At 43.4% G+C, this 12,119-nt stretch carries 11 protein-coding genes; 4 read left to right on the top strand and 7 right to left on the bottom strand.

Annotation, left to right across the window (positions count from 1 at the left end; translation table 11 throughout):
* A partial coding sequence (gene miaB, locus EGI32_RS02150; protein WP_255153715.1) for a tRNA (N6-isopentenyl adenosine(37)-C2)-methylthiotransferase MiaB occupies positions 1–1,116 on the bottom strand: 1,116 nt, incomplete at its 3' end.
* A gap of 354 nt (positions 1,117–1,470) precedes the next feature.
* Here miaB and EGI32_RS02145 point away from each other — a divergent pair.
* Positions 1,471–3,825, top strand: a complete 2,355-nt coding sequence (locus tag EGI32_RS02145) for an outer membrane beta-barrel protein (protein WP_255153714.1) — start codon at positions 1,471–1,473, stop codon at positions 3,823–3,825.
* A 76-nt stretch (positions 3,826–3,901) separates the two neighbouring features.
* Here EGI32_RS02145 and EGI32_RS02140 read toward each other — a convergent pair whose 3' ends face one another.
* Positions 3,902–4,411: a hypothetical protein gene (locus tag EGI32_RS02140; RefSeq protein ID WP_255153713.1), complete on the bottom strand. Its 510-nt coding sequence runs from the start codon at positions 4,409–4,411 to the stop codon at positions 3,902–3,904.
* A 120-nt stretch (positions 4,412–4,531) separates the two neighbouring features.
* Positions 4,532–5,311, bottom strand: a complete 780-nt coding sequence (locus EGI32_RS02135; protein WP_255153712.1) for a (Fe-S)-binding protein — start codon at positions 5,309–5,311, stop codon at positions 4,532–4,534.
* Positions 5,312–5,398: 87 nt separating this feature from the next.
* On the opposite strand from EGI32_RS02135, the gene EGI32_RS02130 reads away from it, so the two are divergent.
* Positions 5,399–6,448 carry a hypothetical protein gene (locus EGI32_RS02130; protein ID WP_255153711.1) on the top strand — a complete coding sequence of 350 codons (1,050 nt, stop codon included), beginning with the start codon at positions 5,399–5,401 and terminating at the stop codon, positions 6,446–6,448.
* A 93-nt stretch (positions 6,449–6,541) separates the two neighbouring features.
* Here the strand turns inward: EGI32_RS02130 and EGI32_RS02125 are convergent, their stop codons facing one another.
* From EGI32_RS02125 to EGI32_RS02110, 4 genes are read right to left on the bottom strand one after another with little or no spacing between them, the layout of a single operon-like run.
* Entirely contained in the window at positions 6,542–7,678 is a 1,137-nt protein-coding gene (locus EGI32_RS02125; protein ID WP_255153710.1) for an NAD(P)/FAD-dependent oxidoreductase, read from the bottom strand.
* On the bottom strand, positions 7,671–8,378 hold the full coding sequence (locus tag EGI32_RS02120; RefSeq protein ID WP_255153709.1) for a methyltransferase domain-containing protein: 708 nt from the start codon (positions 8,376–8,378) through the stop codon (positions 7,671–7,673). Before EGI32_RS02120 ends, EGI32_RS02125 begins: the two co-directional genes overlap by 8 nt.
* Positions 8,371–9,465 (bottom strand): type III polyketide synthase, encoded by a 1,095-nt coding sequence (locus EGI32_RS02115; protein WP_255153708.1) that lies wholly within the window; start codon positions 9,463–9,465, stop codon positions 8,371–8,373. The genes EGI32_RS02120 and EGI32_RS02115 overlap by 8 nt, the downstream gene beginning before the upstream one ends.
* Positions 9,462–10,322: a UbiA family prenyltransferase gene (locus EGI32_RS02110; RefSeq protein ID WP_255153707.1), complete on the bottom strand. Its 861-nt coding sequence runs from the start codon at positions 10,320–10,322 to the stop codon at positions 9,462–9,464. Before EGI32_RS02110 ends, EGI32_RS02115 begins: the two co-directional genes overlap by 4 nt.
* 222 nt (positions 10,323–10,544) lie before the next feature.
* Here EGI32_RS02110 and EGI32_RS02105 point away from each other — a divergent pair, with 222 nt between their 5' ends.
* The gene (locus EGI32_RS02105; protein WP_255153706.1) at positions 10,545–11,084 is read left to right on the top strand and encodes a YceI family protein; all 540 of its coding nucleotides are present in this window, start codon (positions 10,545–10,547) and stop codon (positions 11,082–11,084) included.
* Between the two features lie 178 nt (positions 11,085–11,262).
* Complete coding sequence (locus tag EGI32_RS02100) at positions 11,263–11,961, top strand: LysE family translocator (protein ID WP_255153705.1); 699 nt, start codon at positions 11,263–11,265, stop codon at positions 11,959–11,961.
* Positions 11,962–12,119: the final 158 nt, after the last annotated feature.

The raw sequence follows: 12,119 nt of genomic DNA, 5'->3' as shown, positions 1-12,119 counted from the left end.
TCCGGGCCTTTCGGAATAGAAGTAGAGGTAAGCCAGGTCATATTTACAATATTCCATGAGGCTGAGTGATTCCTGGTGCTCTTCTTCCGTTTCGGTACAGAAACCCGCGATCATATCGGTGGAAATGCCGCAATCCGGCAATATTTCGCGGATGCGATCTACTTTTGCCAGGTACCATTCGCGGCTGTATGTCCTGTTCATCATCTGCAAAACCCTTGTACTGCCACTTTGTACCGGCAGGTGAATGTAATTGCAGATGTTTTCATATTTCGCCATGATGTGTAATACATCATCGGTAATATCTTTCGGATGAGAAGTAGAAAAACGGATGCGCAGCAACGGCGATATATTGGCTACCAGTTCCATCAGGCGTGCAAACGTCACCGTCTCGTCCTTCTGTTCATCTATCCAATGGTAACTGTCTACGTTTTGTCCGAGCAGGGTCACTTCGCGGTAGCCTTCGTTGAACAATGCCTCACATTCCTGCACGATGCTGGCTGCATCGCGGCTGCGTTCGCGGCCACGGGTAAAAGGCACTACACAGAAAGAACACATATTGTTACAGCCACGCATGATGCTCACAAAAGCGGTTACGCCATTACTGTTTAGCCTTATCGGCGCAATATCGGCATAGGTCTCTTCGCGGCTCAGCAATACATTCACCCCTTTCTGCCCGCCATTGGCTTCTTCAATGAGGCCGGGAAGGCTGCGGTAAGCATCAGGGCCTACCACTATATCCACGAGTTTTTCTTCTTCTATAAAACTGGCTTTCAGGCGTTCGGCCATACAGCCCAAAACACCCACCACCAGGCCCGGGTTAGATCGTTTGAGTTGCCGGAATTCGGTGAGGCGTTTACGTACCCTGTCTTCCGCTTTTTCGCGGATAGAACAGGTGTTGATCAGGATAAGATCAGCCGTATCTACATCAGTAGTGGCGCCAAATCCTTCTTTTTGTAAAATGGAAGCCACCACTTCGCTATCTGCAAAGTTCATCGCACAACCATAACTCTCAATGTAAAAGCGTTTGCCATTGACAGCCACAGGCTCCTGCGCAGGCGCAAATGCTTCGCCCTGCCGCGTTTCATCATGTGTCTTAGCCAAAAGAAGTTCCTGCATCGTCCCGAAATAAATTTAATGCGCAAAGATACTGAAAATAGCAGAATGGTGACAGGATGGCAGAAAATAGTGAATGGTGAATGGTGAATAGGGAATGGTGAATAGTGAATAGTGAATAGTGAATAGTGAATAGTGAATAGTGAATAGTGAATAGTGAATAGTGAATGGTGAATAGTGAAACGTTCAAAGTTTTTCATATTTGCGTGAGGGTTCAGTAGACATCTGATAGATTTCCTAAGAACTCATCAAATTCCGGATGGTTCATGATACATTCTTCACCAGTTCAGTTTATTTTGCAGAAAAATCACCTTTTTGAAACTTCACCTGCTTATTATTTGTTGTTTAGTCAGCCAGTTGTCCTTAGCACAAAGAGATTCCACGTCTGGTATCATTGCAGGGAACTTGTTGGGGATCAACAATTCCAAAGCTGTGGAAGGCGCTTCGGTCATCGCCAATAACATGGGTGATACTCAAAAAATTTTTTACACTTTTACCGATAAAGACGGCGGCTTTGAGTTTTCAAAGTTACCATTCGGGTATTACCGGCTGTCTGTTTCTGCGGTAGGATTTGCTCCCGTTCGCATCGACAGCATTTATGTGAGGAGGGAACGGTCGGATTTTAACCTGGCAGATATAAAATTATCGGCCTCTTCAGGTTCAACGGACCTTTCTGCAGTGATCGTTTACGCAGAAAAACCTTTGTACGAAAACAAGGATGGAAAAATTACGTTCAATGCTTCGGAATCGGCATTAAGCAACAGCGCCAACGCGACTGAACTGTTGAAACAGACTCCACTGGTAAGTGTAGACGAAGATGGAAAATTGCTGATGCGGGGGAAGGAAGTGAAAGTGCTGATCGATGATAAACCCGTGGAACTGGATGCCCGGCAATTGCAGGATCTCCTGGAAAGCATGCCGGGCAGCATGATAGAAAAAATTGAAGTGCTCACCACGCCTCCGCCGCAGTATGCCAATGAACGCGGCGGCGTGATCAACATCGTTACAAAAAAAGGAAAGGTCGGCTTTAGTGCAAGGCTGAACATAGCGTATGGCACCCGGGGCGAAGCCAGTACCAGCGGGAATATCAACTATCGAAAAAATAAACTCTCGCTGAATTTTAATGTGGGGTACAGCTACAATGAATACCGTGGTATCAGCTACAGCAACAGGCAGAATATGTATGCCGACAGCACCAATTATTTCAACACTGCAGGATCCAGCAATAGTTACACAAAACGCCCTAACAGCAGGCTTTCCGTGGATTACCAGCTGACCAGGCAAAGCAGCGTGAATATGACTTTGCTGTACAATGCCAACGATAATGCAGGAATAAATAATACGCGTTACAGTAATATCAACCGGTTCAAGGAATTGTATAAACTGAGCAACAGGAGTGTGGGCAGCGAAACGGAAAGTGGCAATCCTTCAGCGGCATTCACCTATACTTTTAAAGGAAAAAATGTCCCGACCATATTTACGGTCAATGGGAGCGCCGCCTTGGGTAACTACGATAACCTCCGGAATTATTATCAGCGATTCCTTTTTCCGGATGGAAGCTTTACCGGTACGGACTCTACGCAGCAGCAAAATACGCATACCACCAACAAGACCTATTCGCTGCGGCTCAACTACGACAGGCCTATGGCCAACAATAAATATTACCTGAGCGTTGGTGGAAATATCAACTATTATCATACTTACAATACCCTTCACACGGCCTATCTGAAAAAGCCGGAGAATGTGCTTACAGAAAACCCTGTACTGAGCAATGAATTTGATTTCTACCAGGCTGTATATGCGGTGAGGGCTGCATTGCGTTACGAAGTAAAAAAGAATTTTTTCATCACCGCCGGATTGCAGCAGGAATACAGCCGCACCTCTTTCGATATCGTGAACAATGCCAACAATTACGCAAACCCTTACTACAGCACACTTCCATTTGCTACGCTGAATAAAAAGTGGGACAACGATTACAGTCTGACGGTGAGCTATAAACGCAGTATCAAGAGGCCGGGCATCAGCAATCTCAATCCGAGTGTGGATTATTCCGATCCGTACAATACACGTTTTGGTAACCCGTTCCTGCAGCCGTATTATTCAGATAATTTTGACGTGATAGGGGGGTATTGGAACAAGAAATTCAATATCAACTTATCCATCGGCTACAATGCCCTGCAGCAGATATTCAGTTCCATACGTACGTTGCAGGCCGATGGGAAAACCTTTACCACCTGGCAAAACCTCAGCGGCCGCAAGGAATATGAAAGCAGTGCGTGGGGGGGATTCAATGTCGGGAAAAAGATCAAAGCCACTGTGAGTGCGGGATATAGCTACAATGTTTACAGTGAGCACGATCGTACTGTCAACCGCTTTCGCAATGGCGGTTCTTTGAATTCTTCTGTTACCGGAAATTACACAGTCAATCCATTGCTCACCATGACGGGCAATTTTGCTTACCGCCGTTTTGCCAATCCGCAAGGAAGTTTGCGCAGCACACTCAGCATGAGCGTTGGGATACAACAGAAATTATTTCATAAAAATTTATCCGTAAGCCTCAATATCATCGATCCATTCAGGCAGCAGCAGAATAAATATTATACTTACGGGCCCGGGTATACGCTGGAGAGTTTTTATCGCAACAACAGCCGGAATTATAAGCTGGCATTGGCGTATACGTTTAAGAAAGCCACGAAGAAGAAAAAGAAATGATTACACGAATTAGCGAAGTGGCTAAACCCCGGAGGTTTTGAAAACCTCCGGGGTTTTAAAAACCCTGTAATTCGTTTTAATTCGTGTAATGAAGTTTGCTCTTCAGCCAGCTGTTTTTTGCCGGGGTTATCCATTCTTCCAGCAATTGTTTTTTAGTGAGTACTGTATTGTTGAAGTATAATGTATCGCCGGTGATGAGGCCATTTTCCAGGGCATAATTCAATTGGGAAAGCGGTATCTGCTCTACTTTATTTTTTACATAGAAACTGAGCAGTTGCCTGTTGAACATATCAACCCCATACTTTTTTTCGATCTCTTTGATCACCCGCACACTGCTGTCGGTGCTGCATCCGCTTACTCCTGCAGAAGTTTCATCCGCCATGAAAATGATGAAGCGGCCAAAGAATAGATTGGCGTAACCCTTTACCGGCGTGCCGTGGCTGTTCCAGCTACTGACAAAATCCTGCAATGTTTTTTCCATGTCGAGGGCTTCGCTCATAAAAAATAAGCGATCTGACTGGTATATCCACACCCTGCTGCTGTCGTGAAAATCTTCGGGAATATGTTCGGCTATGTTGAAATCCATAATGCAAATGTATGATCTATGATCTAAGATGTATGATCTGAGGTCTTCAATTTTCAAGTACTAACTATAATGTGTACCAACTTTCGTTTGAAAGCGATCATAGATCTTACATCATAGATTTTACATCATTGAGGCTGCCACCAGTTCCGCGATATCCATCACGGCTACTTCGTCTTCTTTTTCTTTATTTTTTACGCCATCTGTAAGCATTGTGTTGCAGAAAGGGCAGGCTGCCGCAATGATGCTTGCGCCTGTTTCGAGCGCTTCATTGCTACGTTCGATATTGATACGCACTGTACCCGGTTCTTCTTCCTTGAACATCTGTGCCCCGCCGGCACCGCAGCAAAGCCCGTTGCTTTTGCAACGTTTCATTTCCACCAGTTCGCCATCCAACGCTTCCAGTACTTTTCGCGGGGCTTCGTAAATGTTATTGGCACGGCCAAGGTAACAGCTATCGTGGTAAGTGATCTTTTTTCCTTTGTACGCACCGCCTTCTTTCATGTTGATCTTACCGCCATCTATCAATTGCTGCAAAAAAGTAGCATGGTGGATCACTTCATACGTACCGCCCAATTCGGGATACTCATTACCCAATATATTGAAGCAATGCGGACAGGCGGTCACGATCTTTTTAATTCCATACCCATTCAGTATCTGGATATTCTGGTAAGCCATCATCTGGAACATGAATTCGTTGCCGGCCCTTCTGGCAGGATCGCCGGTGCACATTTCTTCTTTACCGAGAATGGCGTATTTTATTCCAACTTTATCCAGTATCGTCACGAATGCCTTGGTGATCCTTTGCGCCCTCTGATCAAAGCTTCCGGCACACCCAACCCAGAATAATATTTCCGGATTTTCGCCACTTGCCATCATCTCAGCCATTGTTGGTACATGCATGTTATAAGGTTTATTACAACAAAGTAAACAACATTTTATCATTGATGTTTGCCCAATTGCATTTATTTTTACAAATTAACTACTGATTTGAAAAGTCTCATACAAAAAATAAAGAACTGGGAAGCATGGCCGTTCAAGCTCATCTATGCACCCCTGGTGCCTTACTGGTGCTGGTACATGATAAAGTCCGGCGCAGTCTGGTTTTTTACTCCCAGCAATCCAAAGCTCACTTTTGGCGGAATGGAAGGCGAACCCAAACGGGAAATGTACGACCTGCTGCCAAAACATCTTTATCCCACCACGTTCAATGTATTGCCAACGGATGACATAGTTTCCATACGGAAATGGCTGGACGAAAATAATATCCGATATCCGTTTATTGTAAAACCGGAAGTCGGCGGACAGGGTATCCTGTTTCGTAAAGTAGATAACGAAGAGGAATTGCTGCATTATCACCGCAACATTCCGGTGGAATATATTGTTCAGGCGATGGTGCATTACCCGATCGAAGTGAGTGTTTTTCATATCCGCCACCCGAAAGAAGCAAAAGGTGTGATCACCGGATTCTTACATAAGATACCATTGCATGTGATCGGCGATGGAAAACATACGCTCTCGCAATTGGTGGCGCTGCATGAAAAAGCGTCTAAGCGTGTGGGTGAGTTGCACAGCAAGCACAAAGAAAACTGGGATAATGTGGTACCTGCAGGCGAAAAGTACATTCTAAGCTATGCCGCCAACCACAACCGGGGCGCTCATTTTGTGGATCTCAAAAATGAGATCGATGATAACCTGCTGAAAATATTCGATGATATCAGTATCAGCATCAACGATTTTTTTTACGGGCGATACGATATCATGTGCAACAGTATTGCTGAATTGAAACAAGGAAAAAATTTCACCATACTTGAATACAATGGCTGTGGTGCCGAACCCAATCATTTTTACGATACGGGTTATACTTTGCGTAATGCACACAAAGAGATCCTCAAACATTGGAAAGCGCTATACACGATCAGCCGTTACAATGCGTCGCTCGGTGTAAAACCATGGGCGTTTATTCGGGGAATGAAATTCAGGAAAGAAACGGTGAAATTATTTGAAGTGATGAAAGCAGCGGATGAGAAGATAGGGTAGAATTAATAATTAATAATTATTAATTATTTCGGATGATATATCTTTTTGTTCTTTACGGTTTGTAATTATTAACTATTAATTATTCATTATTAATTAAAACGGCTTTCCATGAGTTTTTTGGATAATGAATTTTGTCAGCGAAGGAAATAGTTTCATCACTTTGATAAATAAATTCGTTGTCCAGTTTTTCCCAAAGAACCGCTGAATAATGCGCCCGGTGCGAAGCCGTGAAGAGAACTCTTTCTTCCATTGTTCATCATAAGAATGCTCCATTTTTTGTCTGCTGATCTTAGCCTGTAAAAAATCTGCAATATTTTCGGCAGCAATTTTTGCTCCATGCATCGCCATACTCATACCGTTGCCACACAGTGGCGTGATCATTCCGGCGGCATCGCCGAGCAGTAATACATGATTTTCCACCCTGGATTTTTTAATGAAAGATACCTGGGAGATCGATAAAGGTGATTGATATAATTTTTCGCTTCGCTCGAATATTTCTTTGAGATAGATATTTTTTGAAAGAATATTCTTCTCCATTTCTTCAATGGAATTATTACTCTCTTTAAGATTTTGTGCATTGGTAAGATAACAGAGACAATACTTATTTTCTTCAATCCTGGATATGCCGCAATAGCCATTTTTGAAATTATGCAACGCGATGGTATCGTCAGGAAATTTAGTCCTGATATGATATTTCACGCCGATGTAGTTACTGAGTTTGTTATTTACCTGCTTTACAAACGGCCTTTTCCATCTGATGTCGAGATTGCTTCTTTTGCCAAAACAACCGCAACAGACCTTTGCCTGAAAGTCACCGGAATTGTTTTTGATAGTAAACATGTTATCCGTAAAAACTGTATCAGTCACTTTACAGTTTTCCAAAACAGTTACGCCTTTTTGTTCCGCAATATTTTTGAGGTATTGATCGAGCGTAAACCTGCTGATCCCGAATCCCCCCAGGTCGAGGTCCTGATTCAGTTGTGTACCATCAGGTGCCGTTACCACCAGTTTTGTTATGATGGGTAACTCCAGTTCTTCGATATCAAGTCCGAGGCCATGCAGAAAATCTTTGCTTTCCAGACTAATGTATTCGCCGCAGACCTTATGAAAAGGGTATTGTTCTTTTTCAAAAAGGATCACTTTAGCTCCTTTTTGCGCCAGCAAAATGGATAGGCTCAGTCCGGCCAGTCCGCCACCAATGATGGCTGTATCGTAGATGGAATCATGCATGTTTGAAAATGATCAGGTGCCGGAAGGCCCATTTCCAGCGGATCTTGTAGTTGGAGATACCAGCTTTTGTAAAAATATTTTTCCATTCGCTTTTGGTAAAACCACGGGCTACCGAAAGCGGCGCATCATTTTTTACGAGGTAAGACCTTGAAAAAAGCTTCGTCAGCCATTTGATGGAATAATAGGCGAATACATTTCTATGAAGATCGTTGATGAAAAATCCGGAACGGCAATTCGCTTTCATCCATTGCAGTTGTGCCACCAATTGTTCTTCAGTAAAATGATGACAAAACAGGGAAGAGAAAATCACCCCAGGCTTGTTCTCTTTAAAATCTATCAGCCGGTAATCGTTGATCAGCCAATCCACGGGCATTGCGGGGTATTGCTGCTGCGCAAAATCAATGCATTCTTTTTTGATATCTATTCCGGTGAGGGAGAGGGCGTTTTTTGAATGCCGGCAATGTTTATAAATGGCATTCAGGTTATCGCCACCACCACAGCCGATCTCGCAGAAGCTGATGGGGGAAGTGCCTGCATGTTCATTTACAAAAATTCGTATACCCGTCAACGTTATACGATGCCCTCCGAGCAGACTGTTGATCGTATTGAGCTCACGCATATTCTGGCGGATGTCTTCAAACGGGATATCATCCCGGTCAAGGATCTCTTTTTGGTTCGATCTGGTAGAAAGCTTAACCATAAGTAGCTGTAAAAGTTTCCATGGTGAGTCCCGGGCCAAACGCGGCGCCAAAAATGGTAGCTTCCTGTAAAGGTTCGGCGCTTAATTCTTCCAGTATTTTTTGCAGCACGAATACGATGGTAGCTGAACTCATATTGCCATAATCGTTCAATACGGTGTATGAATGTTGCAATGCTTTATTATCAATAGCAAGACTTCGTACGATAGTATCCAGGATTTTTTTGCCGCCGGGATGTATACACCAATGCGTGATATCGGCTTTTGTTTTGCCCGCATTTTTCAGCGAAGTGGTCACCAGCTCTTCAAAATCTTCTTTGATCAGGTCGGGTACAAAACCCGATAATGTCATCAGGAAACCTTTGGAAGATATCTCCCAGGCCATGTCCTGTCTGCCTTTGAAACTCACATCGCTGAAAAAATTCCGGAGGGTGATCCCTTTTTCTGCAACATCGTTTTGAAATAACATCGCGGCGCATCCGTCGGAGAATAATAAAGAAGCGGTGATGTTGTCAACAGAAATATCTTTTTGAAAATGCAGCGTGCAAAGCTCCGTGCATACCACGATCACATTTGCTGCGGAGGAACTTTTACAAAAAGCATCCGCGATTTTCATGGCATGGATGGCGGCATAACATCCCATGAAATTCACAGAACTGCGGACGATATTTTTGGGCAGTCCCATTTGTTCGATGATGTCAAGATCCAGCCCTGGCGCACTCATGCCGGTACAGCTGACCGTAATGAGATGAGTAATGTCAGTTTTTGATATTTTAGTACCGATACATTTTTCAATCGCCGAAATGGAAAGTTTAGCCGCTTCTTTTGAATAAAACTTCATCCTCTGTTCTATCGCAGGAAAAGGCTCAAGGTCTTTTGATGGGGGAAAAAATGTCCATTGCTCCCTGGGGCTGCTGTAGTCAGGAATTACCGAATAGCGTGTGCTGATGCCGCTTTGATGGTAAATGAATTTCAGCTTCCTGCTATCAGTTTCGTTGGAAGAATAAATATTGTCGGAAAATTTGTATAAGTCATCCTGTGTGTGTTTGAACTCCGGGAGACTCGTTGCTATAGAAGTGATCTTACTCAAAATTTATCTGCTATTAAAATCGTGATGAATGCCGCATTGGTGCAGACGGAAGCCAGCAGGTTCATGCGCATGGTGTTGGTGAAATTTGCATTGTCCACACTTTTATGCACTTTATAGAACCACCAGAAAAAATATACGAGTACAGGCAACATAAAGGTTTGAAAGATGATGAAGTTGTCCAACTCCAGATTCTCTGCAAAATAGATGCCGAGCATCAACATCGCGATGAAATAGATGATCGCTGTAAAAACAAACGTGCCCCTGTAACCCAGCAATATGCTCAAGGTACGTACTCCATCTTCTTTATCCTGGCGATGCTGATATATCTGCGTAAGCGGATAAAACCCGCCCACCAGCAATGAAGACGCCGCCATCGCTACCGGTGATACGGATAGCTGTAAGGCGCTGCTGCAGCCATGTTTTACCAGGAAGTAGGTGATGGCACCCTGAAAAAAAATGACCGTCAGGTAACCTGTCACCGGGTATTTTTTCAACCGGATGCCCCGGTAACTATAAGCCCGCGATGCGGCTATGTAAAGAAATATTCCCACTACAAAATAAAGGCTGATAAAAAAACTGAGCAATATCGCCACTATATCCATCGTAACGGAAGCATAAAAGAGTTGCCTTGTGGGGGCTTTGGGATTTTTGATCCCACCGATGCTTTCAGTATCACGGTCCATATAACTGTTGTAACCGTTGCTGGAAGGGTAAACGAGCAGGTGGAGAATGATAAATACCAGCAAGGCCCGGCCCCAATTGACTTCCAGTACCTGGCTCAGAGCAAACCAATACACCGGCATCAGGAATAAGGAAAAATGGAAACGAAGTAATTGTATGGTGGAAGATCGGAGCATATGATGCGAAAGGGATTAGTTGGGGAAACCGTTGCTGGATGCTGGTTGCTCGATATTTCTTAAAAATTAAAATTTATAATAATCTTCGAAATTTATAAAATGCCAGTATCCAGCCTCCAGCCTCCCTTTGCTATTAACGTAATTTAGGTAAGTTTTGTTAAAAGAACTTTAGGATATATTTTTAAAATAATGCGTTTAATTTGTGTATCAAAAATTTCGTTTATGAAAAATACTTTATTCCTGGCCATTTTGCTTTTTTCTTTCGTGGGATTATATGCCCAGAAAACACTTACTCCACAGGATCTGGGCAGCAAGGTTCATTTTGTTATCAAGAACATGGCGATCAATACCGGCGGCGATCTCAGCGGACTGAAAGGGACGATCAGGATCGATATGAAAAATCCTGCGGCTTCTTCGGTTGATGTGACCGCCGATGTAAATACGGTGGATACCGACAACGACCGTCGCGATAACCATCTCAGGAATGCTGATTTTTTTGATGCGGCAAAATACCCGACCATCCGCATCGTCAGCACCAAAATAGCTACCACTTCCACTCCGGGAGCTTATGTTTTCACTGGTAATCTTACAATCAAAGATGTAACCAAAGTCATCAGCTTCCCGTTCAATGCCGTTTCCAACGAAGGCGGTTTTCTTTTTTCGGGTGAATTTGAGATCAATCGGCTGGATTATGGTGTAGGCAAGAGCAGCGCTACGATGAGCGATAATGTGAAAGTGGAATTGAAAGTATACGCGAAGTAAGGAGACGACAGACGACCGGCCACCGACAGGAAGTTTACAAGATAATTGCTGCAGTTTACCACTGCGGCTTTTTTATGTAAGTAAGGAGTTGTTGAATTGGTGTAAGTAAGTCAGGCCGAAAAATTATTAATTATCCATTATTAATTATCAATTATCCACTATCAACTAACTTTGGTGCATGCCTAAAATTCTCCGTATTTTTTGTTGGGGGCTTGTCATTAGCTTTCTGGGTTCGCTGCCGCTGGGTACACTTAATATCGCTGCCATGGATATTGGTCTTGCAGAAGGCTTTACACAAGCTATTTATTTTTCGTTAGGGTCGTTGCTGGTAGAGATGGTTTACGTCAGAATTTCTCTAGTTGGTATTGATTGGGTAAGGAAACAAGAAAAGGTAATGCGGGCTATGGAATGGATTACGTTTGCAATCATTTTAGCTCTTGCTGTTGGAAGTTTTATTGCTGCAACAAAACAAGGAACTACCGGTCATGAATCTCCGTTGAAAAATATTAACATGCATCGTTTTTTACTGGGAATGTTAATGTGCGCTATTAATCCTGTACAAATTCCATTCTGGTTTGGCTGGAGCACAGTTTTATTCACAAAAAAAATACTGGAGCCTAAAAATCGTCAGTACAACTCCTATATAATTGGTATTGGTATCGGAACATTGTTGGGAAACTGTGTTTTTATATTCGGCGGCGCCTGGTTAGTGGGTCGCATCGCCAACAGCCAGCAATATCTTAACTGGATCATCGGCGGTATTTTCGCCATCACGGCTATCATACAGCTCATAAAACTATTGCGCCACAAGGGCATCGAAGAAAAAATGCATAAGATCGAGGATCAGCACAATGAAACAATTGTGCAGGAAAACTGAACTTCCGGTAACTTTTGATGAATCGGATGAATGATGGGGATGAGGCGCTTTTAATATGCACCCGGTCTTATCCGTCTGCAATCTTTTTTGCAGCAGCCATTTGCCGGGTGATGGATGGAATTCTTCATATCCGCTATTCTGGCATTATTTTTACAGAG

Origin of the sequence: Ferruginibacter sp. HRS2-29 (assembly GCF_024343615.1) — a bacterium.
GTDB lineage: Bacteria > Bacteroidota > Bacteroidia > Chitinophagales > Chitinophagaceae > Ferruginibacter.
This window is presented reverse-complemented; position numbering and strand designations above follow the sequence as displayed.

What these genes read in the sequence shown, in the direction of transcription:
- EGI32_RS02120 (WP_255153709.1), bottom strand. Translation starts at nt 8,378, where the DNA reads ATGGTTAAGCTTTCTACCAGATCGAACCAAAAAGAGATCCTTGACCGG.
- EGI32_RS02105 (WP_255153706.1), top strand. Translation starts at nt 10,545, where the DNA reads ATGAAAAATACTTTATTCCTGGCCATTTTGCTTTTTTCTTTCGTGGGA.
- EGI32_RS02100 (WP_255153705.1), top strand. Translation starts at nt 11,263, where the DNA reads ATGCCTAAAATTCTCCGTATTTTTTGTTGGGGGCTTGTCATTAGCTTT.
- EGI32_RS02140 (WP_255153713.1), bottom strand. Translation starts at nt 4,411, where the DNA reads ATGGATTTCAACATAGCCGAACATATTCCCGAAGATTTTCACGACAGC.
- EGI32_RS02110 (WP_255153707.1), bottom strand. Translation starts at nt 10,322, where the DNA reads ATGCTCCGATCTTCCACCATACAATTACTTCGTTTCCATTTTTCCTTA.
- EGI32_RS02135 (WP_255153712.1), bottom strand. Translation starts at nt 5,311, where the DNA reads ATGCATGTACCAACAATGGCTGAGATGATGGCAAGTGGCGAAAATCCG.
- EGI32_RS02125 (WP_255153710.1), bottom strand. Translation starts at nt 7,678, where the DNA reads ATGCATGATTCCATCTACGATACAGCCATCATTGGTGGCGGACTGGCC.